Source organism: Vibrio sp. SCSIO 43135 (assembly GCF_023716665.1).
Lineage (GTDB): Bacteria > Pseudomonadota > Gammaproteobacteria > Enterobacterales > Vibrionaceae > Vibrio > Vibrio paucivorans.
In genome coordinates, this window is sequence record NZ_CP071860.1 from 207208 (window position 1) to 231118 (window position 23911).

General features: G+C 44.6%; 23 protein-coding genes. 13 read left to right on the plus strand and 10 right to left on the minus strand.

Annotated features, from left to right (window positions below):
• Positions 1-7: 7 nt before the first annotated feature.
• Positions 8-580, minus strand: a complete 573-nt coding sequence (locus J4N42_RS15340; RefSeq protein ID WP_252033134.1) for a TetR/AcrR family transcriptional regulator — start codon at positions 578-580, stop codon at positions 8-10.
• 106 nt (positions 581-686) lie between these two features.
• Here J4N42_RS15340 and J4N42_RS15345 point away from each other — a divergent pair, with 106 nt between their 5' ends.
• Entirely contained in the window at positions 687-1229 is a 543-nt protein-coding gene (locus J4N42_RS15345) for a dihydrofolate reductase family protein (RefSeq protein WP_252033135.1), read from the plus strand.
• Positions 1230-1365: 136 nt separating this feature from the next.
• Here the strand turns inward: J4N42_RS15345 and J4N42_RS15350 are convergent, their stop codons facing one another.
• Positions 1366-1803: an acyl-CoA thioesterase gene (locus J4N42_RS15350; RefSeq protein ID WP_252033137.1), complete on the minus strand. Its 438-nt coding sequence runs from the start codon at positions 1801-1803 to the stop codon at positions 1366-1368.
• Positions 1804-2011: 208 nt separating this feature from the next.
• On the opposite strand from J4N42_RS15350, the gene J4N42_RS15355 reads away from it, so the two are divergent.
• From J4N42_RS15355 to J4N42_RS15370, 4 genes are all read left to right on the plus strand, one after another.
• Positions 2012-2476: a Fur family transcriptional regulator gene (locus J4N42_RS15355; protein ID WP_252033139.1), complete on the plus strand. Its 465-nt coding sequence runs from the start codon at positions 2012-2014 to the stop codon at positions 2474-2476.
• 103 nt (positions 2477-2579) lie between these two features.
• Positions 2580-3914: a dihydroorotase gene (locus J4N42_RS15360; RefSeq protein ID WP_252033141.1), complete on the plus strand. Its 1335-nt coding sequence runs from the start codon at positions 2580-2582 to the stop codon at positions 3912-3914.
• A gap of 103 nt (positions 3915-4017) precedes the next feature.
• Complete coding sequence (locus J4N42_RS15365) at positions 4018-4578, plus strand: LbetaH domain-containing protein (protein WP_252033143.1); 561 nt, start codon at positions 4018-4020, stop codon at positions 4576-4578.
• Positions 4568-5578, plus strand: a complete 1011-nt coding sequence (locus J4N42_RS15370; protein WP_252033145.1) for a CobW family GTP-binding protein — start codon at positions 4568-4570, stop codon at positions 5576-5578. Before J4N42_RS15365 ends, J4N42_RS15370 begins: the two co-directional genes overlap by 11 nt.
• A 62-nt stretch (positions 5579-5640) precedes the next feature.
• Here J4N42_RS15370 and J4N42_RS15375 read toward each other — a convergent pair whose 3' ends face one another.
• Entirely contained in the window at positions 5641-6513 is an 873-nt protein-coding gene (locus tag J4N42_RS15375; RefSeq protein WP_252033147.1) for an aspartoacylase, read from the minus strand.
• A 154-nt stretch (positions 6514-6667) separates the two neighbouring features.
• Between J4N42_RS15375 and J4N42_RS15380 the strand changes: the two genes are divergently transcribed.
• A complete protein-coding gene (locus J4N42_RS15380) occupies positions 6668-7909 on the plus strand; it encodes a peptidoglycan DD-metalloendopeptidase family protein (RefSeq protein ID WP_252033149.1) in 1242 nt (413 codons plus the stop codon).
• Between the two features lie 144 nt (positions 7910-8053).
• On the opposite strand, the gene J4N42_RS15385 is transcribed toward J4N42_RS15380, so the two are convergent.
• Positions 8054-9178: a M14 family metallopeptidase gene (locus J4N42_RS15385; protein ID WP_252033151.1), complete on the minus strand. Its 1125-nt coding sequence runs from the start codon at positions 9176-9178 to the stop codon at positions 8054-8056.
• Positions 9179-9606: 428 nt separating this feature from the next.
• Here J4N42_RS15385 and J4N42_RS15390 point away from each other — a divergent pair, with 428 nt between their 5' ends.
• A complete protein-coding gene (locus J4N42_RS15390) occupies positions 9607-10953 on the plus strand; it encodes an endonuclease/exonuclease/phosphatase family protein (protein ID WP_252033153.1) in 1347 nt (448 codons plus the stop codon).
• Between the two features lie 98 nt (positions 10954-11051).
• On the opposite strand, the gene J4N42_RS15395 is transcribed toward J4N42_RS15390, so the two are convergent.
• On the minus strand, positions 11052-11594 hold the full coding sequence (locus J4N42_RS15395) for a phosphatase PAP2 family protein (RefSeq protein ID WP_252033155.1): 543 nt from the start codon (positions 11592-11594) through the stop codon (positions 11052-11054).
• Between the two features lie 101 nt (positions 11595-11695).
• A complete protein-coding gene (locus tag J4N42_RS15400) occupies positions 11696-12649 on the minus strand; it encodes a LysR family transcriptional regulator (RefSeq protein ID WP_252033157.1) in 954 nt (317 codons plus the stop codon).
• A gap of 118 nt (positions 12650-12767) precedes the next feature.
• On the opposite strand from J4N42_RS15400, the gene J4N42_RS15405 reads away from it, so the two are divergent.
• Positions 12768-14132 carry an MATE family efflux transporter gene (locus J4N42_RS15405; RefSeq protein ID WP_252033159.1) on the plus strand — a complete coding sequence of 455 codons (1365 nt, stop codon included), beginning with the start codon at positions 12768-12770 and terminating at the stop codon, positions 14130-14132.
• A gap of 121 nt (positions 14133-14253) precedes the next feature.
• Positions 14254-14721 (plus strand): ASCH domain-containing protein, encoded by a 468-nt coding sequence (locus tag J4N42_RS15410; protein WP_252033161.1) that lies wholly within the window; start codon positions 14254-14256, stop codon positions 14719-14721.
• A gap of 37 nt (positions 14722-14758) precedes the next feature.
• Here the strand turns inward: J4N42_RS15410 and J4N42_RS15415 are convergent, their stop codons facing one another.
• Both J4N42_RS15415 and J4N42_RS15420 read right to left on the minus strand, forming a co-directional pair.
• Positions 14759-15691, minus strand: a complete 933-nt coding sequence (locus J4N42_RS15415; RefSeq protein WP_252033162.1) for an urea transporter — start codon at positions 15689-15691, stop codon at positions 14759-14761.
• Positions 15692-15775: 84 nt separating this feature from the next.
• On the minus strand, positions 15776-17686 hold the full coding sequence (locus J4N42_RS15420) for a methyl-accepting chemotaxis protein (RefSeq protein ID WP_252033164.1): 1911 nt from the start codon (positions 17684-17686) through the stop codon (positions 15776-15778).
• Positions 17687-18133: 447 nt separating this feature from the next.
• Here J4N42_RS15420 and J4N42_RS15425 point away from each other — a divergent pair, with 447 nt between their 5' ends.
• From J4N42_RS15425 to J4N42_RS15440, 4 genes are all read left to right on the plus strand, one after another.
• A complete protein-coding gene (locus tag J4N42_RS15425) occupies positions 18134-18754 on the plus strand; it encodes a heme-binding beta-barrel domain-containing protein (RefSeq protein ID WP_252033166.1) in 621 nt (206 codons plus the stop codon).
• Between the two features lie 310 nt (positions 18755-19064).
• Entirely contained in the window at positions 19065-20636 is a 1572-nt protein-coding gene (locus J4N42_RS15430) for an ABC-F family ATP-binding cassette domain-containing protein (protein WP_252033168.1), read from the plus strand.
• Between the two features lie 347 nt (positions 20637-20983).
• Positions 20984-21697: a trypsin-like serine protease gene (locus J4N42_RS15435; protein ID WP_252033170.1), complete on the plus strand. Its 714-nt coding sequence runs from the start codon at positions 20984-20986 to the stop codon at positions 21695-21697.
• A gap of 50 nt (positions 21698-21747) precedes the next feature.
• Positions 21748-22176 carry a hypothetical protein gene (locus tag J4N42_RS15440; protein WP_252033172.1) on the plus strand — a complete coding sequence of 143 codons (429 nt, stop codon included), beginning with the start codon at positions 21748-21750 and terminating at the stop codon, positions 22174-22176.
• Positions 22177-22300: 124 nt separating this feature from the next.
• Here the strand turns inward: J4N42_RS15440 and J4N42_RS15445 are convergent, their stop codons facing one another.
• Together J4N42_RS15445 and J4N42_RS15450 are read right to left on the minus strand one after the other, a co-directional pair.
• Complete coding sequence (locus J4N42_RS15445; RefSeq protein WP_252033174.1) at positions 22301-22978, minus strand: hypothetical protein; 678 nt, start codon at positions 22976-22978, stop codon at positions 22301-22303.
• 8 nt (positions 22979-22986) lie between these two features.
• Positions 22987-23817, minus strand: coding sequence for a hypothetical protein (locus J4N42_RS15450; RefSeq protein ID WP_252033175.1), 831 nt, complete (start codon positions 23815-23817; stop codon positions 22987-22989).
• Positions 23818-23911 lie beyond the last annotated feature (94 nt).

The following is a 23911-nucleotide window of genomic DNA, read 5'->3' on the forward strand; positions in this document are numbered from 1 at the left end:
CGCCTGACTAAGCTCTGTTAGAGTTGGTGGAGCGAATAATGAGCTGTAACGGACCTTTAATCATACTGCTGTCTAGTTGCTGAGTGTGTTGTTCGTTGTGGCAGCGCATAGCTAATGCAAACCCATGTAGGTAATCGACTAATAAATCACGGGTGTGCTGCTCTTGATCTGCAGGTAAGTTCAGCCCCGAAAAAATCGTAGATAACTTGTCGTTGAACACTCGTGCTGGTCCATCGGAACTCATTGATAGCAATGTTTCTAACAAGCCTGAATACTGGCTCAGTAGCCCGAGATAACTGACGCAAAGTTGTTCAAGCTCCTGCTGCCAATCTGGCCCATTGATGGGTTGATATAAGTTTTCGATCAGTGAAATCGTCATTGCTTCGAGCAGCGCATTTTTGTTGGCAAAGTAGTGGTAAATTGCCATCGCATCGACCCCTAAATTGGACGCTAATTGCCTGATACTGGGTAGTTTTCCACTTTCCTGCATCATAGATTTCGCACACTCAATGATCTGTTGTTGATTGAGTTTTACTCTGTCAGCTGATGGTCTTCCGCGTTTTTTCATGTTGACACTCATAGACGATGATCTTTAAACTATAATTCTACAGTGTAGAATTATAGTTGTTTTGGTCTCGAACCTCAACGTATCTTCTTCCTTTGCTCAGAGTAAATAGGAGCTCATCATGGCGAATATTGTTTACATCGCAACTAGCTTAGACGGCTACATCGCAGACAAAAATAATCAGGTGGATTGGCTACATGAAGTGCCAAACCCGGAGGGTTCTGATTTTGGGTTTGCCGACTTCATGGAGAGAGTAGATGCCTTGGTTATGGGGCGAAATACCTTTGATATGGTGGCAAGCTTTGGTGGTGATTGGCCGTATAGCAAGCCTGTATTTGTGCTGAGTAATACAATGACGTCTGTCCCTGAGCAATACCAAGACAAGGTGTTTTTGGTAAAAGGTGAACTGAAAGAAGTGGTCGCGAGACTCAATGAGCAAGGTTACCAAGACTTATACATCGACGGCGGTGTGACGATTCAGAACTTCTTAGCTCAAGACTTGATCGACGAAATGATCATTACCACCATTCCTACTTTACTTGGTGGTGGTATCCCGCTATTTGGTGAACTTCAATCACCTCTCAAGTTTAAACATCTGGAGTCGGAGCTGTGTGCGGGCATCTTGGTAAAAAACCGTTTTGTTCGTACTAGAGATGGTTGGTAGAGCCAGCATTGATGGTGGAGTGACACGAAAAAGCGAGGAGCCCGTTAGCTTCTCGCTTTTTTATTTAATCAGGGGAAACAACTCGATCACAAGTGGTTTTATTGCTTGAGGGAGGTTAGTTAATTTACCTAGGCTGTCATGATGTGGATTGCTCTTCGAGCGCTAGGATAGCCTGCTTAATGGGCTCGGGTAGTTTCGCTTTAGTCTGGTTTTTGAAGTCAAACATGACACAAGTAGCGTGGCCTACGGTACTGACCCGAGATTGCCCTTTGCTAACGATCTTATATTCCATTGTAAATCGATCGCTTTGAACATCGACTACTTTCGTTCCCACACGTAAGGTATCTGGGAAGGTGATTGGCAATTTATAACGGCAACTGGTCTCGCCCAAAACGGGACCTATTTGGCTATGCGCAATATCCACCAACAGTCCGATCTTTTCAAAATACGCTAACCGAGCCGATTCAAAGTAGCGGAAGTAGACTGCGTTATTCACATGTTGCAGTGCGTCCATTTCCCCCCAAGCCACGGGAATTTCAATGATAACGGGAAACTCTGCTAGTAAGTCGTCCATAACTCTTCCTTTGTGTGATGGGTAATTTTTATCGTGATAAGTGATTGAGTTTTTATTCTAAATCGAATGCTTTCTTGATATGAAATTTTGTTAATAAATTGTGATCTTAAGAAGTCGGCCTGAAACGTACGGACAAGAGGGTTCACTCTGACAGTTATAAATGATATGTTATAACGTAACAAATTAATGGGAATTTGTAAGGCAATGTATGCAAGATCTAGAATCTACCTTAAAACGAGTTGAACAAAACTTAAAGGCGAAAGGTAAGTACCTGACCTCGAAAAGAAAGCTCGTACTGCGCGCCCTAGTTGATGCAGATCGAGCTTTATCGGCTTATGAGTTAGTCGACTATTGCAAAGAGCGTTATGAGCAGAATATTCAGGCTATGTCTGTATATCGAATCTTAGATTTTCTCGAAGGCGTGCATTTAGCACATAAGCTTAAAGTTTCTAATAAATATATCGTTTGTTCTCATATCCTTTGTGACCATGAACATGGTGTCGCTCAATTTCTTATTTGTTCCAAGTGCAACAAAATAAGCGAACAAGCCATTGCACCTGCGTTGATCGAAGGGCTTAAATCCCACGCAAAGCAAGAAGGTTTTACAGTCATTAGCCCTCAGTTAGAAATCAAGTGTGTTTGCGATGAGTGTGCCAAATCTAGTGAGGCGTGATTGTTACTTTGCTTTGTCCTATCGCTGTATTCATCGATACGCTTTCGCGATCTTTTTCCTCTTCAAACCATCAGTCTCATCAGCATGGAGATCATGAGCCACTATGCCCGCAACATTGATTAAAAACGCCCTTATCGTCAACGAAGGGGCCATTACCGAGACCGATTTGCGAATTGTCGGTCAGCGAATCGAAACCATCTCAACCGATATAACGGCAGCATCTGAAGATACGGTGATTGATGCGGATGGGTGTTATCTGATTCCCGGTATGATTGACGATCAAGTACATTTTCGTGAGCCGGGGTTGACGCATAAAGGCTCGATTGCGACAGAATCTAGAGCTGCGGTTGCTGGAGGTATCACAAGCTATATGGAGATGCCGAACGTCAGCCCTGCGACCACAACGATTGAGGCGCTAGAACGCAAATTCGCGATTGCCGGGCAGAACTCCCTCGCAAACTACTCTTTCTACCTCGGTGCGACCGAAGACAACCTTGAACAAATCAAACAGCTTGACCCTAAGAAGCACTGTGGCGTGAAAGTCTTCATGGGCGCTTCGACGGGGGATTTATTGGTAGAAGCCCCTCAAGCTTTAGAAGAGATTTTCCGTGATTCACCAGTGCTTATCGTAACGCATTGCGAAAGCGGTCCTGTGATTGCGCAAAACAAGCAGCGACTGCTCAAAGAGAAATCAGAATTCACTATCGAAGATCATCCTGTATTGCGCGATGACCAAGCGTGTTATGCGTCATCTTCTTATGCAGTAGAGCTTGCTAAGAAGCACAACAGTCAGCTGCATGTTCTGCACATTACAACAGCAAAAGAGCTGGCACTGTTTGAGGTTGGCCCTATTGAGAACAAAAACATTACCGCTGAAGCGTGTGTGCACCATTTGTGGTTTAGCAACGAAGACTATGCAGTGCGCGGAAACCAAATTAAATGTAACCCTGCCGTGAAATACCCAAGTGACCGTGAGGCGCTACTAAAAGCATTGAACTCAGGGCAAATAGACATTATCGCGACTGACCATGCGCCACACACTTGGGAAGAAAAACAGGTGCCTTACGATCAAGCGCCAGCAGGTTTACCGTTAGTGCAGCATGCTTTGCTCACCTTGTTTGACCAAGTCACTCGAGGGCACATGACAATGGAGCAAGTGGTTCAAAAAACGGCACATAACCCAGCTATTCGCTACGGTATTGAGCAGCGAGGTTTTATCCGTGAAGGATATTTTGCTGATTTGGTGCTGGTGGATGCAGGCTCGCCAACCCTTGTGACCAATGAAAATAGCTTGTACCACTGTGGTTGGTCACCGTTTTCAGGACATCAGTTCTCAGCGCAAATCAAGAAAACTTGGGTCAATGGCGGATTGGTGTATGCCGACCAGAAAGTGAACGAGAAAGCTGCCCAAGCAATGAGGTTGGTGTTCGACCGATAAGGCGTATGGTCGAGAGATGTAATGCTTTCGTTGAGCTTTATTTGTCGAAGTAAGATTGTCGTAGCTAGAGTGCCTTTGAGGCACCGTATGAAGAGAAATCAAAATGTTAAGAAGAAATCCCACTGGCCACATGCCTAAAGTTTCGGAAACGGCGTTCATCGATCCGACGGCGATTATCTGTGGCAGAGTGATCATTGAAGATAATGTTTTTATTGGTCCTTACGCGGTGATTCGTGCCGATGAAGTGAACGAGCAAGGTGATATGGAAGCCATCGTTATCAAACGCGATACTAATATTCAAGATGGCGTGGTTATCCACTCAAAAGCTGGTGGTGCTGTTACCGTCGGAGAGCGCTCATCCATAGCACACCGATCTATTATCCATGGCCCATGTGAAGTTAGCGATGACGTGTTCATTGGGTTTAACTCGGTGGTGTTTGACGCAGTGATTGGTAAGGGGTGTGTGATTCGCCATAACTGTGTGGTGGATGGCCTAGACTTGCCAGAGAATTTCCATGTTCCGCCGATGACGAACATTGGTGCTGATTTTGATTTGAACAGCATCTCGAAAGTGCCACCGGAATATTCGGCATTTTCAGAGTCTGTGGTTTCAGCAAACCACGAGCTGGTGCAAGGCTACAGGAGAATTGCTAATGAGCTCTAAGAACCAGCTGATACGTGCTGTTCCCACCAACATCATTACCGGATTTTTCGGGGTGGGAAAGACCTCAGCAATTTTAAATTTAATGGCGAACAAGCCAGAGAATGAGCGCTGGGCGGTGTTAGTGAACGAATTCGGCGAAATTGGTGTGGATGGAAGCCTAGTGAAAGGGCAACACAATGAAGATAAGCAAGTCTTCATTCGCGAAGTTCCGGGGGGCTGCATGTGCTGTGTGGCTGGGTTGCCAATGCAAATCGCATTGAATCAGCTGTTAAGTGAAGCAAAACCAGACCGTCTGCTAATTGAGCCAACAGGACTTGGTCACCCAAAAGAAGTGCTTCAAGTGCTGTCGACTGAGTATTATCGCCAAGTGCTTTCACTACAAAAGAACATCACTTTGGTCGACGCGCGCAAGCTTGCGGATGTGCGTTACACAGAACATGATACATTCAACCAGCAAATCGCGATTGCCGATACTGTGGTCGGTAACAAGCTCGATCTGTATCAAACCGGCGATGCCCAGAAGCTAGAAGCTTACGTAGCAGAAGTCGGGCGACCAAACACTAAAGTGGTTTTTGCTAAGCATGGTGTGATTCCGTTTACCGAGTTTGAAGGTGAGACCACTATTCATGAGCACCCACCACATCATCACCATCATCATGCGAGTGACAAACCTTTAGCATCAGAAATACCGATGCCAAAGGAAGGTGTCGTTAAAGCGATGAATGAGGGAGAAGGCTTTCAAAGTATCGGGTGGAGGTTCTCTCCGCAAAAAGTCTTTGATCGTGAACGCTTGGTTAGATTGTTAGTTGGAATCCGAGCTGAGCGCATGAAAGCGGTGTTTATCACGCAAGATGGGATATTTGGCTATAACTTAACTGAAGATGGTTTGAGTGAGTCTGAGTTAGATGAATGCATGGAAACGCGGATTGAGATCATCGCCAGTAGTGTGGATGACAATATAGAAAAGCAATTGCTTCAGTGTATTATTGCTCAGCACTAGAATGATGGTTCAATGATACCCCTGTACTTGCCTTATGTTTGGCGAAGTACAGGGGCTTTTTACTAATTAACAGAAACTAAGCGTTTTTCTGCCAGTGCCATAGCAATATTTGCCATACAGTAAGCACTTTCGTTTATGAAGTGCGGGTATACATCGTGGCTGCCTTCCCAGTAAATGTCGTACCCAAAGAAAGTTGCTAAAAGCGGCTCTCCCTGTTTGACCACCTCAAAATCCTTACCACAAATTGTTGGGTGTACAGTTGCGATTCGCATACCGTCGCGATCGAGTGGAATGGCGACTTCTTTGATGTAGTTGAATGCGCAGTAATCCTTAAGCTCCATCATTTCATTTAAATTATGTGACTCAAGGTAATCTAATACGGCCGTGAGCATTTCTTTCATGAGTTCTAGAGTGTCGAATTTCAATGAGCCGTGGGCTTGAGATCCGACTTCAATCATGACTCCGTATTGACCTGATGTGCACAGGTAGGGTTGCTCATTCCATGGCTTTCTGCTTTCGAACAAAATGTTTGCTTCAGGCATACGTTGTTTAACGTAAGCTCCCATTCTTTTGTAGAAGAAGCTGTCGGACAGCAAGATAAGCGTGGCTCCCATATTGCTCGTTGTATTATGAAGGTCTATAACCAGCTGCGTCTCGGCTTTTGCTGTTTCTGCGCCTATTTTCTGAGCAAGCTTTCTCTCGTGTGTGGCATGAGGCTCAGGATTGTGGTCAGTGGAAAATTCTCGGTTGAGGTCTGAGTCTATGTAGCGAACATTTTGTTGCACCGCTTCCGGGTTCGCGAGGGTCAAATCGGTCGAAAACGTTGAGCGGCTTGCATCATAGAGTCGCTCCCTGATGAGCTTGTGAAGGTATATCCCAGAGAGTTCATTGCCATGAGTTCCGGCAACCAGTAAAACATGATTACATTTTTCCATAATTGAGAAGATCCTATATTCGAAACCAATGCTGCCTGATGATGTCTTAGTTGAGTACGCTCTTCAGTGAGACATTAACCGCATCACATTTGCTTTATCTTTAGTTTGATATGTTATAACATATCAAACTAAAGTGTCATCCAGTACTGTTCTCATGAAAAACTTCAAAGCAATAGCTTTCTCCACGGCAGTCATTGCCTTATCTATCGCTTACTTTATTCCTGATATTGAGCACCAATCTCACCCTATTCAGAGTGATGATCAATCCATGCAAGTCGTTATCACGCCAGCACCTGAGCAAGATGTAGAACCGAAGCCTATTCGTGTGCATTACATTGTTAAAGTCGGCGATACCTTGAGTGATATTTTCTCTTCTTGGAAGCTGTCGTACCAAACGCTACAGCAGGTATTATCTGCGGATCTAGCACACCTCCAACTCGATATGATCAAGCCTGGAGAGCATTTAGAATTGGTCATAGACAGCGAAAATGGTGAGCTTCTCTCTTTGATCTATCATATAAGCCTCGTTGAGCAGGCGGTTTACACTCGCAGTGAGGATGGAGAGTTCAGCTACGCATTTAATGAACTCCCAAGTGAATGGCGAGACACGATATATTCAGGGACCATTAACGGCAGCTTTTCATTGTCGGCGTACAACATAGGTCTGTCTTCCGCTCAAATCGCTAACATCACTCAAGTATTGCGCGACAAAATAGACTTCTCACGAGCACTGCGTGCTGGTGACAAGTTTGATGTATTGGTTAAACGCCAATATCTCGGGGATCATGAAACGGGCAACAGCGAAGTTCAAGCCGTGTCTTTCAAATTGGCCAGTGGAGAAATATCAGCATATCTAGCGGAAGATGGTCGCTTCTATGACAAGGAGGGTAACAGTCTTGAACGCGCGTTTAATCGTTATCCGGTAGATAAGCAGTATCGTCGAATCACCTCGGCGTTTAATCCTAAACGTAAGCACCCAGTAACGGGGAGAATTGCACCACATAATGGTACTGACTTCGCCACTCCGGTGGGGGCTTACATATACTCAACTGGAGATGGGAGAGTCACAGCGATTAGGAATCACCCTTATGCAGGGAAATATTTGGTTATTCAACATAACAGCGTTTATACCACTCGCTATTTACACTTAGACAGCTTTCTCGTGAAAAAAGGACAAGAAGTTAAGCGTGGACAAAAAATCGCGATTTCTGGTGCGACTGGCCGGCTAACTGGTCCTCATCTGCATTTTGAAGTGTTAGTAAGAAACCGTCCTGTAGACCCTATGAAGGTAGACCTTCCTATTGCTCGTTCGATTTCGGACGAGGACAAGGCGGCTTTCTTAGCAAAAATTGACGAGTTCGAGTCTCAAGTCGAAGCAAGTAAGAGCCGCACTTAAGCTTCTCCTAAACGCGAACCATGGAGTTGCTGCGAGCTTGTTGCTTCACTGAAAAGAGCGGACTGAAAACCAAAATACTAAAAAGCCTGATACAGAAAGTATCGGGCTTTTTCATTTATCACTTGGCGTTAAATCTGCGATGGCTTATAGCTCACCGACTGTCGCCCATACTGCTGCGAGCATGTCATGACCGAATGCGACACTGCGCTCTGGAGACCAACCGTAAAGCTCGTCTGCGTGGCTGATGTGATCTTTAAATGGCATCTCAACGGTGTAAGACAAACATTTGAACTGCTCACCGACCCAGTTTGAACCTACAGTTAGGTTCGCTTTGCCAGGCTCGTCTTTGTCGTAACCAAATTCGTCTTGGAATTCTGGAGTGATCGTTAGAAGCGCTTGTTTGAAGTGATTTTCCAAGCGAGCTAGGCGCTCATCGTAGGATGGAATACCTTCGCTGCCTGCGACAAAGTTGTATGGAATTGCTTCGTCACCGTGAATATCCAAGAACATGTCAACGCCTGTTTCAAGCATACGCTCTCTTACAAGAAAGACTTCTGGGCTGCGATCCGTGGACGGGGTTTGCCATTCACGGTTTAGGTTTACGCCAATGCCGTTAGTGCGCAAGTGACCACGGATACTGCCATCTGGGTTCATGTTTGGTACAACGCGAATAACCACGTTATCTAGCAGGGAGCGACCAACCGTGTCAGTTTCATCCAACAGGCGTTGTAAGAATCCTTCGATAAACCATTCTGCCATTGTTTCACCAGGGTGCTGACGACCAATAACCCAGATGTTTTTCTTCTCTGGGCTTGGCTCACCAATAGTGAGCAGGCTGATGTCGTTATTGTCTAGCGTGTGGCCTAGTGTTTCTAGCTTACATGCTGGGTGCATTTGTGCACCGTGCAGTAGATCTTGGTGGCGATCGTATGAGTACGGCGCAAAGTAAGCGAAGTACATAGAATCGAATTCAGGGATGATATCGAAAACGAGTGAGTTACCATCGAATTGAGCTGGAATTCGGAACCACTCTTCGCGGTCGTATGATGCAACTACATCGTAGTCTTTCCAGCCCTCTGGGTAAGCAGAAGTCGCGAGCTCACTGATGGTAAAGTGGTGTGGCTTTTGTGCTTCGCTTTCTAAGCGGAAGTGAAACCACTGGGATATCTCGGTTTGATTATCGGCAGGGATAGTCAGCTGAATGTTTTGCGGTGAATCGGCAGACACGACATGAATGTTGCCGCTTTCGAAGTTACTGAAAATTTTCATTGTAGTTGTTATCTCGTGGTTGAGTTGCGGTAAGACTAGCACACTTTAATTTGAGCCAACTACTTTGTTGCTTATGTATGATGTAAATTTATATGAATCGATTTTTTATAGACGAACTTTATTATTTATTGCCGAATTTACAATCTAGGTAAGCTTTATTCTAATATTTGAATTTCAGTATTTAATATTCTGTTTAAGTGATGTCGGAAAATATTTTTAATTATTTTGTGAATGTATGGTTACTTGGGTATATCTATTGGTAATTAATATAAGTTACCGCTTTTTATTGAAATTAGAACATTGATTCAAACTTCACGGATTTTTATCAATATTTGCATAATTCAACATTAATAATGTGATCTGTATGTGCGTATTTTCTTGCTGTGAAACTAGTATGCAGCCGAAATCAAATAACGATAAGGCTGCACATGAAACTGTCAAAAAAACCTTTAGCTCTCATTCTTGGTGCGATGTTGCTGGCGGGTTGTAATGACTCAGACACAACCAATGTAAAAATCGCGACTTACAACCTTTCTTTCGACAGAAATACTTTTGAAGATTTAGTCGCTGAAATGCAAATCGAGCCAGAGCAACAAGACGTGTTGGTTGCGGGCTACTTAAATGGTTCGCTTTCTGGAGATACTAAAACGACGGCACAAAAAGTCATTCAAATACGTAATGTTGCGGCTGTTATTCAAAAGCAACGCCCTAATGTTTTGATGATGGCTGAATTTAATAATGATGGAACCGGTGAAAACAAAGATGCGTTGGTTGGTTTCCAGCAAAACTATCTATCGGTTGCACAAAGTATTGATGGAGCTGGAGGTGAGGCAAACTTAGAGCCGATTCAATACCCGTTTTTTGAATCGTATGCGACAAATACAGGCTTAGTATCTGGCCACGATTTGGATAATGATGGCTCTGACGGTTTCCAACCTGGTGATAGCTGGGGCTTTGGCTTATACCACGGTCAATACGCATTTGCACTGATGTCTCAATATGAAATCGATACAGCAAATACACGTACATTCCAAGAATTTAAGTGGAAGGATCTTGAAGGAGCGAGTAACCCCCTGATTACTATTTGTGATGGCTCTGAAACCATTCCTGAAGGTATGGAGTGTGGCGACCCGTGGTATTCAGCAGCCGAGTGGGATGTAGTTCGTCTATCGTCTAAGAACCACGTAGATGCACCTATTATTATCCCGACAGAGAACGGTGAAGAAGTCGTGCACCTCCTTATGTCCCACCCGACACCACCTGTATTTGATCCGGGCAAAAACAAACAAATGAACGCTGATGAAGTGGAGTTCTGGCACCAGTACATTCAGGGTGGTGAGTCTCTATACGATGACGCTGGTAAAACAGGGGGCCTAACTGCTGGCGCAAACTTTGTCATTATGGGCGATCAGAACTTAGATCCAGTCGCTGGCGACGGATTTACTGAAGTTATGGCTGCGTTGCATGCGGATCCATTGGTCAATCAAAAGGTGATGAATGGTGAGCTATACCCTACCAGTTATGGTGCTGCCGAATATGCTGTTGACGAATTAGAGGACCACCCAATTCCTGAGCGCATGACGTCCACATTTGGGCTTGGTGTTGATTACGCAATGCCTTCTGCAACGCTTAACGTCGTCGATTCTGGAGTGTACTGGGCGGCGTCATTTGAAGAAGGGCGTCAGCTATTCAATGACCCTCGTGTTGGCGAAGAAGGTGAAGGCAAAGATGTATCATCTGATCACCGCATGGTCTGGATTACGGCGCAGTTTTAAGGCTCTGTTCACTGGCAGTTAGTGCTGTTAGTTAGAAGCTTAACTCAAAAGAGCTACTCGTTTGGTTAAGGGAAACCCTTACTCGATGGGTAGCTCCGTCACCACTGCATCGATACATTCAGCCCAACTGACTGGCTATCAACCCACGGTAGTACTTGGACATTGTCGTCGAAAGCGTCGGTAAACACCCATGCTGATACTGATCCAATCACAGCTCCCGCTAATACATCACTCCAATAGTGTTTATCAGCTTCTACACGACCTACGCCCACTAAGGTTGCCATTCCATAGGCGGGCAATGCTGCTTGCCAGCCGTAACGCAAATGCAGAGTGGTGGCTGAGGCAAATGCATTAGCCGTGTGGTTCGACGGGAAGCTGTGGTTATCGCTACCGTCTGGGCGTTCTTTCTCTATGGTTGCTTTTCCTAGTAAACCCACACCAGACGCGGTCGCAATACTAAATCCAGCCTGTTTAAACCCTTGCCAATCTTCTTTGTATGCGGGTACCGCGAGTGCGGTGGCGACTAATCCATACGCACCAATATCACTGACCGTTTTCCAAGAGTCCGAGGCAACCGCGTTACTACTTAGGCAAAGTAGTGGGATGGTAATCAGTGGGTTATAACAGAAGGCTTTGAACATTGTGGAGTCACCTACAGCAAATGGGTGGGCATATATAGCATAGAGTGCCACCACAAAGATCAAAGAAATGTGAAAAATGCCATTAGACGATTGTTTCTTGGCTACGAATCTCGCAACACACCGCCCCAGTTATGCTTACGTGCCATTTGACGTAAGCGCTGTAATTCTTGTGCAGTTTCTTCTTTTAACCATTCAATAATGTCGTCAATGACTTGGGATTGCGTTCGCTGGTGGCCGTAGTACCGCCACGCGCTGTATTGAACGCTGGCGTTTTCTGGGCAGTAAAAGAACTCACGCTCAAGCTCTTGTTGGATTAACAACAAATCGGTCACGGTAACGCCCTGTCCAGAAAGGCAAGCACTTAGTGCGAGATCGAGGGTAAAGAAGGTGGTGTTTCTGGCTGGAGTTGTTTCTTTATAGTCGATTTGCGATGTCCACATTTTCCAATCATGGTGGTCGAGGGTTGGGTGTAAACGAGGCATTTTGAGAATCGTATCAATGGTGGTGGATTCTGTGACACTGCTTGCAGCGCATACGGGGGCCATGAACTCTTCTCGTAGGAAGAACATGTTGGGTTTGTTTTCGTAGTGATCGCGCAGCTTGGTATGAAAAATCAGAAGATCGTAATCGGGTGTGTTTAGGCTTTCGTCTTCTTCGATACAGGGAATAATCACAATCTCGTAGTCGGGATAGAGTTTATTTAAGTCTTGGACTTTAGAAATCAAAATACGAGTGGCATAACTCAGCGTGGCTTTGATGACGATTCTTTTATGCTCTGGTGCTTGCCAAGAGGCGATTAATGATTCCAATTTGCTGAAGTTTTCTCGCAGAGCTTGGAATAATTGTAACCCTTGTAAAGTGAGTTCAATTGAACGATGCTTTCGAATAATCAGACTTGCGTTTAAGTCATCCTCTAACTGTTTTATCTGACGGCTGACGGCACTTTGAGTGACGTTCAGCTCATCGGCAGCAAGCGTAAAGCTCATAAGGCGTGCTACCGATTCAAAGACTTTTAGCCCGTTGTGTGAATAGGGCAAGCTAGGATAAGCGTTCATTTTTCTCTCGCATGAGTTTATGTAATGTCAGTGTGACGTATATATCAATTGAATACCAGTGTCGATACGCTTAATTTAGGCGACATTACAAGCAAGATATTCAGGCTCCCAATACACTATGAAAAAAATACTCGCTTTGGCATTCCCACTGATCATTTCTCAGCTCATCGCTATGGCATTAGTTCTGACCGATGTGTGGATGATGTCGCGATTAAGTGTGTCTGCATTGGCCGCGGGTGGCTTGGGCGCTTCGATCTACTTTTTCATTTTTATCATCGCTAGCAGTACCGTTGGTTGTGTCGCGAACCTTATCGCTATCGCCTATGGTCAGCGCGTTGCAAGGCCCGAGTTTGGTAATCAGCAAATTCGATTGGCGGTCAAAGGAGCGGTATTGCTGTCCGTGGTGATGAGTGTGATTTTGATGGGCAGCTTCTATTTTGTGCCTGTCGTTCTTCAAGCGGCGAATCAGCCTGAAGAAGTGGTGAATTTAGCGATGGAATACGTGCATGCGCTTAAGTGGGTGATGTTTCCATCACTTATCCTATTGGTGCTGCGTGGCTTAACCAGCGCGCTAGGCAATGTGCGTTCCATCATGGTGATGTCTGTTATTACTGTGGTGCTCAATGTACCAATTAGCTACCTACTGACTTTCCAATTTGGTATGGGGCTCACCGGACTTGGGGTTGGTACGGCCATTGCTGCGTTTATTGTGATGATTGGCTACGGTGTTTGGGTGTTCAAAAGAGAAGAGTATTTGCCGTTTGCCCCTTGGTTAAACCGTGAGGAATACTCACTTAAGTTGATGAATCCTCTACTGCTAATGGGTTTGCCAATTGCAGCAGCAGCTCTGCTAGAACATGGATTAATCTACGGCGGTACCTTGATGGCCGGAACCATCAGCATTGCTTCTTTAGCGCTGCACCAAATCTTACTGCAATGTTTGAGCTTTACCTGGAACGTGAACTTCGGTTTCTCTCAAGCTGCTGCCATATTGGTTGGGCGTGACTACGGGGCGGAAAACTACCCAGGGATAAAGCGTACTTCTTTGCAAAGCTTCTTCTTGGTCAGTGTGATTAGTGTTGTGTTATCTGCAATCTTTATTCTGTGGCCAGAAGCCATTGCTGCTTTGTTCCAGCTAGATGATGGTCAAAATGGTATGGGCGCGTTGCTGGCTTCGGTTATTTGGGTGGTGGCATTGTGTTTTATTGTCGATGCATGGCAACTTCTTGCTATCAACTTACTGCGTGGTATGAAGATTGTCTCGATGCCAACGGTTATGACTGCGATAGGCTACTGGTTGTTTGGTCTACCTGCTGCTTGGTGGCTGATGCCGCGATTCGAGCTAGCGGGTATTTGGGCTGGTATCGGAGTTGGCCTGGCGGTAACGGGGATTTTACTTCTTATCCACTTGATGGTTGCGATTAAGCGCCATGAAAACCCACCAGCTGCAACCCATGCTACTCTCGCTGAACAAGCATCTTGATGTATCAATAAGCAAAAGGATGACAAGAGCCAGTATTACTGGCTCTTTTTCTTGGTATTCAGTTAGCGGCGCATTATGCTCTGCATCCTAAAGCAAGGGAAAGTAGTAGGAAAACAACAACATGGATGCTCAAGCTCAGCAATATCTAAATCAGTATTTAAGCACGTTAACGGCGGAAGAACGTCGTGCAATCCCATCGGTCAGTGCGGATTATTACTGTGCGGATGAAGAAAATGCCAATATCTGTGCCGAGCTTGTACGTACTGGCAAGAAGACTGCCACATGTTCGATGGAACGTTGGTATAGCGAGGAAGGTGAGCAACGGCCCCAAGTTGGTCATCTTCAGGTTGTAACAAACTGGAGCGGTGAGCCTGTTTGCGTGATTGAAATTACGGATGTATCTACTTGTCCGTTTGAGCAGGTAAGTGCGGAGTTTGCTCAGGCGGAAGGTGAGGGCGATCTAAGCCTAGAATGGTGGCGCAACGCTCATCAGCGCTTCTTTACCTCTGAGTGCGAGGAACTGAATATTCCGTTCTCACAAGGCACTTTGCTGCTGTTGGAAAGGTTTAAAGTGGTGTACCCCGTTTAAATCGGCAGCGGCAAGTCGGCCTTGCGGCATTATAATTCTAAGTGCTTTTCTTTGGCTGCTCGTTTCGTTTGCGCCAATATGTTCGGTCAGCAATAAGGATGGTTGCCCAAGTGGCAACAATAAATGGCAGGGTAAGCACGGTCAGTGACAAACTCCCTGCCAGCCAAGTCAGCAAAGTAGCCAGTACTACTCCCGAACCTAAAACAACGATATGGTTCGCGTAACGTATATTAAGGGCGATTGCCGTCAGTGTTGCGTTAAACCCAAATAACCCGACATGCAGACTTGGATCATCCGCGCCAAGTAGCTGCCCACTCCAATATCCAATCAAAGAAGCGCCGATAGCCCACGCTGCCCCAGACATTGAATTAACAATAAATCCAGCGACGATAATAACGGCTGCCAGTGTGGAACCAATGAAGAAAACTTGGCCAACGCCATGAAGCGTCGCTAAGCCGGTTTGAAGCCATTGATTTAACTCTCCATGTAACAGTGTCGCAAAGGACACCGGTTCAAGAAGGCCAGTACCGCTAATCAACCAGAAAGTGCTCAAAAACGGCAACGTGAAAGGCGGGAGGAGATTAGATGGAAAGTTATGCGCCCAAAGTTTCATGAAGACTGATGTGGCGAATGAAGCAACCATGACTAGGAGCAGTGCGACAACGGAAGGTTGGAAAAACATCCCCGTGGCCAAGCCGACTAAGGCCCCGTTATAGCCGTAAAGTCCCCCATGTAAGGCACTAGTCGGGGCTTTGAATACGGCCCCTGCCAGATAACCAGTTAATGAGCCAACCAGAGTATAGAGCAGAGCATTCGGCGACGTGATGGCAATAGCGAATGAAAACAGCACACCTGACCACAGGTTGTATTGAAATGCAATTTGGCCGACACCGCGAAGCGTGCTGCTAAGAGTTGGACCCTTGAATATATTGAGGATAGAGGTTTGCATGTGCTGTTTACGAATCGTCAAAGAATGCGCCGTGCAATCGCGCGGCGCATTTGTTTTAGGTTAAGTCGTTAAGGTGTCAGGGTTTAGTGTTCGAGCTTAACGGCTTTAAAACTTGAACTTGCTGACCAGTTGCCCTAAGTGATCGGCTTTTTGTTTTAACTGCTCACAATCGGCGGCGGTACGTTCCACCATCTCATCACTCTGACGAGCGATCTCTGCGATATTCGTGACGTGAGGAGAGATCTCATTCACTACATTAGACTGCTGATTGGTCGCAGAGGCTATTTGCATGTTAATAGCGTTCATCTCTTCTACATCGGCAGAAATAGAAGTGAGTTGCTCTTGAGAGTTTGTCGCTTCAACCTGACAGTTTTTCGCGATATCAGAGCTGGTGGCAATGGCAGATACCACGGCCTCTGTGCGCTTTTGTAGCTGCTCGATAATCGCGCGAATTTCTTCGGTTGAGGCTTGGCTTCGGGATGCAAGAGTTCGGACTTCATCAGCGACAACTGCAAAACCACGCCCTTGCTCACCAGCACGTGCGGCTTCGATTGCAGCATTCAAGGCGAGCAAGTTAGTTTGCTCAGAAACACCACTGATTACGTCAAGAACGGTATCGATTGAGCTTGCATCTTGCGCCAGTTGATTCACCACATTGGTGGTTTCTTGAAGCTGATTGTTCATGGCTTCAACGCTGTCTGAGGTAGAGCTGACTGATTGCAATCCAATACGAATCGAGTCGGTTGCTGACGTAGCACTTTTCGCAGCGCCATCGGCACTTGAGGCCACTTCTTCTGAACTCGCGCCCATTTCATGAATAGCAGTGGCAACCTGCTCAATTTGGCTGGTCTGCTGCTTGATCTCTTGCTCCATTGAGTGAGCCATACCATCGACGCTTTGTACCGAAGTAGAGATTTCTTGCCCAGTATTGGAGACATCGCGCAATAAGTCCGCCAGATATTGCACAAATTGGTTGTAACCTTTGGCCATTTGGCCAACTTCATCATGTCGGGAATCGTCTAGACGCTGCGTTAAATCACCGCCGCCCTTACCGATATCTTCAAGAAGGGTGGCAACTTGAGCAAATGGGGCAAGAAGTTTATTGGTGATCCAAGCGGCGATTGGGGTATATATGACAGCAATTGCGATAGCCATTAGGATCATAGTTTGGCTAAAGCTGTTGAGATCAGCCAATACGTCACTACGTGGTTCTACAGTAATCAGCGTCCAACCAATGCTAGGCATTGTCTTGGCACCGATAACTTGGGTCTCGCCTCCAATCTCGGCTTCTAGTACGGCTGAGTCTTGAGCTTGGAGCAAAGAGGCGGCATCGCTAACACCAAGTTGAGTTAGTGATTTACCAATCATTGACTTGTCGGGGTGGATCTTAATGTCACCTTTTGCATCCACTAGAAAAACAAACCCATTTTCTCCCAGTTTGTATTGGCTGATGAGTTGTGTGATGGTGTCTAGGGTTAATCCAATACCAGCAACGCCAACGCGTTGGCCATTATTAATAACCGCATAGTTAACAAACATGGTTGGGATGCCAGTTGCGCTATCGGTATCGAACGAAAGCTCAAACTTTTTGCCTGATTTAATGAAATTGAAAAACCACGCATCACCACTTTCGCTCGACTTGATGGTTTTTAGAATGCCGTCTGGGATGTAGTATTTGTTGTCTTTAGCGGAGACAAAATAAGAGGTAATTGCCCCGAACTCTTGCTTGACTGACGATAAAAGTTGCGTGATCTCCTGCTCAGAAGTAGAGGAAGAATATTGGGTAAAAATCGGCAAAGATGCTAACGCTTGAGAAGCGACGATTGGGCCATCGAGCTGCCTATTTAAATCGTTGCTTACTTCGCCAAGCACTGCGGGAAGTTCTCTCTGGAACGTCTTTTCTATCAGAATGTTCCAACTAGAGACGAAAGAATAAGTCCCCATTAATGTGATGATCACTAGGGCAGCAACAACGGTTGCTAACACTGCTTTGGCTCGTATTGTAAGCTTCACCATAATGCTCCTTTTATGGTCGCGAGTTTTCTAACCTAATAGTTTAGTTCAACTGTAAATAATATGTTAAATTTGACCTGTGGGTCAACTTAATTTGTTTGAAAAGTGAACAGAAGTCGAAGTCTGGTAACTAAGTCTAATATTGCTAATGACAGAGATATTAATAATGGGTTATTATTTCAAGCACGTTAAATACGTATTTTTATTCTATAAATTGAACTCATTTTTATTTAATGATGTGTGTTTTTTGTTTGATACGTGTTTAATTATTCCCCATCGCTAGTTCTCTGATCAATTAGTTGTCTAAATATATATCATTCAGTTTTATTTGAAATGAATGCTTACATTTATTAAAGTTAATTCGTGTAAAAAATGATCTGAAATAAATAATTTTTTATTTATCGGCTTATATTCCTTGGCAGTAAAGTCAAAACATAAAGGAAATATAAAATGAAAAAATTATTAGCAGTGGGAATTTGTGCCGCTTTATCTATGCCAGCCGACGCTCAACATACAGAAATCAACGGCATGGATTTTGGTCCGTTAGCCCCTTTAGTTGGCACATGGAAATCGGTTGAGTCAGGTGGTGTTGATATGTCTCCTGGTCAGGAAGGCTCTGATGTAGGGAAAGGTGGTCCGGCAGTGACACCGTTCTACGAAGTGATGACATTTGAAGTGGCTGCTGATGCGACCAATGCCAGTGATCAATACTTAGTTGCTTTGTACTATAAGCAAGAAGTATTCAGAAAATCAGATGACTCTAAGTTTCATGATCAACGTGGCTACTTAATTTACGACCAAGAAAACCAAATTGTATATAACTCATTTTGTGTGCCACGTACCACATGTGTTACCGCAGAAGGTCCTGCTGGAAATAACATGACTTTAGTGGCTTCTAAGCGTGGAATCGCAGAATCTGAATACATGACAGATAATGCAACTACAACGAACTTTACCATGAATCTTAATATTTCAGAGAATGAACTCACTTATTCTCAAAGCTCTGAATTGAATATCTATGGAAAGCCATTTGCACATACTGATGCCAGCACACTTTATAAAGTGAAGTAATGATCGAGCTCTAAAGTAATAATGAATGGCGGCTTAATGGTCGTCATTCGTTTTGCTTGATTTTTGCGCACCACTGACGTTACACTCCCTCACATCATTTCTTTCGGAGTTTACGCCCACATGAATAACTAATACCTGTTTTCCAGAACGTTACACATTTTTATCTTGGATATACAGGGTTAGTAGGCGTAGCTCATCATCGCTCGTTTCTCGAACCGACTACAACATTAAAATTCGATTAAATGGTGCGCCATTTTATCTGTCGATCGACCATCGCTATGCCTAATGCCCCTGCACACAGGAGGCACTTATGCCGTTGTTACTACAAACACATCATCTCACATACCAATTTGCGAACGGAGAAACGTTGCTAAGCGACATTTCGGTTTCACTGTCTGAACCCCGTGTGGGGCTGGTGGGGCGAAATGGTGTTGGGAAATCGGTTTTGCTATCTCTGCTGATGAAGCACAAAACACCAAGCTCAGGCACCGTTTCACTAACAGGTAGCGTAGGTTATTACAGCCAGTTGCCATCCGCATTGATTGAAAGTTCTGCCAGTTTGGCGGAGTTTTTGAAAATCGACGATCTCTTAACTGCCTTGACGCACATTGAAGCGGGAAGTAGTGATCCTAAATGGTTTGAGATTGTCGGAGATAACTGGGGAATTAGGCAGGCGTTAAGTGATGAGCTAATGGAGCTAGGGGTACCTACTGATCTGGATTTTCCGTGCTGCAAGCTAAGCGGTGGTCAGTTAGCGAAGCTGCAGCTTTCGCAATTGTTCAAATCTAACGTCGACCTACTGATCCTTGATGAGCCGACCAACCACATGGATGGCAACGCCAAAAATTGGCTTATTGAGCAAATACAAGCGTTTCCAGGATACGTATTGGTGGTAAGCCACGATCGTCAATTGTTGCGTTCGGTGAATCAAATATGGGAGCTGAGTCAGCGAGGGCTAACCCAATATGGAGGGAACTACGATTTCTATCGTGAGCAAAAAGATCTCGAAGCTAGGGCGGTAGAGCGACAGCTTCTCAGCGTGAGCAATCAACAGAAGCGGTTAGAGCAGCAAGCGCAAAAGGATCAAGAAAAAGCGGATAAGCGTGCCGCACAAGGAAATAAAATCCGAAAACAAGGCGGGCAGCCCAAAATTTTGCTTAATGCGATGAGAAGTAGCGCGACGAAATCTGCATCTAACCGGCGTAAAAATGAAAGTGGCCGCCGAGAGTTTTTGGAACAAAAAGCGTCGGAATTGCAAAGTCGTCACGAGCAACTTAAAGCGCAAAAACTCTACATGGATAGCGAAAAAGGCAGAGGGAAGCGGCTGTTTTCTATTGTGGATGGTGTGTTGCCTTTTGGTTGCAATACACCACTTACACTTCAATTAAATGGCGGGAGTAAAATGCGATTGAGTGGTGGAAATGGGTGCGGAAAATCTACCTTACTTAAAGTGCTACAGGGTGAAGTAGAGTTAATGAGTGGAGAATTGCAGTTAAATACACCTGTCTACTATCTCGACCAACATTTCGGAGTTCTGAACTCAGAACGAACCATGCTCGATAACCTGACGGAGTTGTGTCCACATTTGCCACATGATCAAGCTAGGACACTACTGGCTGGAATAGGCTTTCGCCGTGACTCCGTTTATCGCACTGTTTGCCAGCTCAGTGGTGGTGAGAAAATGAAGTTAGCCATGTTAGTCGTCAGCCACCAGAAAGAGCAGCCTTTATTATTGCTGGATGAGCCAGATAACCATTTGGATATTGATTCTAAGGTCATTCTTGCAAATGCCCTCAAAGCTTATCAAGGCGCTTTTGTTCTGATCAGTCACGACGAGGATTTTGCTGCAGAAAGTGGTGTGGCGTTGAATTATGAGCTCTAGCGGATAGAAAAATGTCCTGTGCAGGTTATAAATGGTGACTTGGAATGGAACCCTTAAGAGTTAGAGTTTTGATTAGACTTAATTTTTATCCGATATTTCCACCCATATAAGAGAGCGAAATTATATTCTAGATAGTAAAGCTATTATATTAAATTCTATGGTGTAAATTCTTACGCATCGCTCATGTAAATATAGGCTGTACGATTATTCATGTGGGATCTTGCCCAAATCCTATCAATAGATTTCGGTTCTTGTTTAATATGGTTAAATTATTGGGTTATATGTTAACCCGATAAGCATATTTTGCTTATTTTCTCATTTAATTGGTGACAATATAAGGATATCTTATGATAAATGGTGAGGTTGTTGACTCTTCTAACTATAAATTCTTCGTTGGATTATATAATGATGAAGAGAAAAGGGTAAGTGAATCTGGGGTTTTAATAGACTCGCACTGGATTCTAACGTCTACTCATATGCTTAATTATAATAGGCCAGAAGATACAATAAAAATAGCAACATGCCCTTATGAAGATGGTGTGATAACTAGATTTGAAACTTTAAGTAGCATTGAAAAAATTGTTCCTATGCCTAAGTTCAATATCCCAACTACCGGAGGAAATATCGAGGCAGAGCCAGATATTTCCTTGGTAAAAAGTACACAACGGTTGGATGTGGGGGGCGCAGAGATCCTTCCATTGTTGCAGTTATATCTACCTGATAGTTCTGAAGTAACTTTATTAGGGTTAGGTTCTGACTCACAACTTCCAAGGCTTAAGAGTGGCAAGTTCTATGAATCTCACAATACGGTTTTTGAAAGTCATAAAAATAACCCAGTTAACCAAGACTTTGTCAGTTCCCAGTATGGTGTTAGCGAAGCGGAGAAAGGGGGGCCAATAATATTTAACCTATCAAGTGAGGACCGGAGACTTGTTGGGGTTCTGAGCACTGGTATAGGCTCCCCGCCTAGTAGCCAAATAACTGCCACCGGGCTATTTCGACCAGAGGTTATTATATGGATGGAAGAAACCATTGGTAAAAGATTTAGTAATAGCTGCTAACCTTTACTAGATATATGATAATCAAAATTCAAAATAACAGGTAATATATAATGAAAAAAATGCTTTGGTTGGCCGTGTTAACACTATCCCCTTATGCAAATTCATATACGATAACCAACTACGCGGTAGAAACGTATGAATATGCTATGTCAGATACCCCGAATATAATTATTCCATTATCTACTGGGCAAAGTGTTGAACTGTCAGAAACAGATGAAGTATATATTTCTAAAGGTATTGGCCATACTCACATAGGGCCTTCAAACTACTCTTATGCTCTTTTGTCATATCAATCCAACGGTCACATAAATTCCGCATGGGGAAGCACATTTATCGAGATGAAGGGGTCAGTTATGGCTGATGCCAAGGCTCACACCTTTAATATTCAGTCAAATGGTGTACTAGTTACCAACTTTTATGAAGAAGGTGGATTAGGAGTTACTGGAGCGATAAAAATCGGATATTCATCTGAAAATTAAAATGTAATTAGCAGTTGATCGATATCGATATGAAGCCTCTTTATGGGCAGTTAGGGGGCCCATAAATCTCGAAGTCGAGTAACAAGAAGCGAGAAGCCGCTGAATACATTCAGCGGCTTCAAGGTTAATAGTGGTAATCTAAGCTGGTTACCCAAATGACTTCATTGTCATAGCTCACAGTACTTCCATATTCAGTTTCAAGCTCACCAGTATGAATGTCGTAGCTAAGTTCAGTAGAGAGGCTCCAGTTATCGAACATGTAGTAAAGTCCGGTTTGTACGCCGTACGTAGGGCCAGAAAAGTCAGATTCCTCTCGGTCTGATAAATCTGAACCGACAATGCTTTCATAACCAAGCTTTCCTCCCGCGGTGAGGTAGAATGAAGAAGTAAGCGGTAACATATAGTCGTATTTAACGATGAAGTTCATTGAGTCAATCGTATCGGTATGACTTTCTGGATCCCAATCCTCTAAGCTGGCTTCTTTATACTGGATTAATGTAGCTACTCTGTGTCGGCGGTTGACGATCGCCCCCCATTCTATACCGTAAGCTGCGTCATGATATTCGCTAGAGTAGCCATATGGATCAGTGTACTCCGAGCCGTCGGGATAGCTGCTATTGATGCCGCCTTGTAATCTCTTCCCATATTCTAGGCCGATATAAAAGTCGAAATTTGGGTCATCTTTCGACGATGAACTTTGCATGTTCACTGATGAATTGTTTTCGTACTCTGTTTGAGCATAACTACTAGATGTAACCGTAAGAAACGTCAGTAGGATGATTGTTGAGCTGAGGAAGTTCATGTGGTCTCCTAGTAGTGGTATGAAAGAGAAGTGTTGAGCATGGTTTCACCACCAAAGGAAACACTCCCAGAGCCAGTCTTAAACTCTTTATGTTGTTGATAGGCTAACTCAGTGCCAATAGACCAATTGGTGAATTTGTAGTAGACGCCCGCTTGTGCTCCAACAAAGAAAGCTGACATGGGTAAGGTATCTTCGTTTTGCATTACGAATCGATAGCCAACCTTGGCACCTAGGCTAGTTGAGAAGTGGCCTTCGTTGTCCAGATTCCAAACGTAATCATACTTGGCTGCAAGGTCAGTTGCGTCGATGTTCTTCCTACTCCCGGAATAGCCGAACGTGTCCCATAAATCTTCTTGAGAGATTCTGAGGGTATGGAATGTCGCTTCAAGGCTTAATCGATGTGTATCTCTATATAGAGCGCCTACTTTTATCCCCGCGCCGCCGTCGGCATCGTAGACGAGATCTTGTGGATCACTTGAAGGTCCAAAGTGGAATTTTCCAGATAGACGTCGAGAATGTATCAAGCCAATAAAGTACTCTGGAGATGAATCGAGTTCGCCACGCTCAGGTTCAGGTTGAGTGTCAGCTTTGTTGTTGAGCGACGCTTTAGCTTCCGCCTCTGCTTTTGCTCGAGCCTCTTCAGCTTCGACCTTGGCTTGAGCAGCTTTTTCAGCCGCCGCTTCTGCTTCGGCGATTGCTTCTTTTGCAGCGGCCTCTTTTGCTGCAGCCGTTTCCGCTGCACTTTCTATTTGCTGAGCGAATACTCCCATTGGGTAAGAAGATACAAGGATGCTTATTACCGCTAGTGCTAATCGACACTGTCTCACGTGGCGCTTCATTTATACTCCCAGAGAATATATTGATAAAAATGTTAGGGGGAGTTTATTGAACGGTGTTCTCTATTCAAGGCAACAAAGTTAATTAAACTTTTGT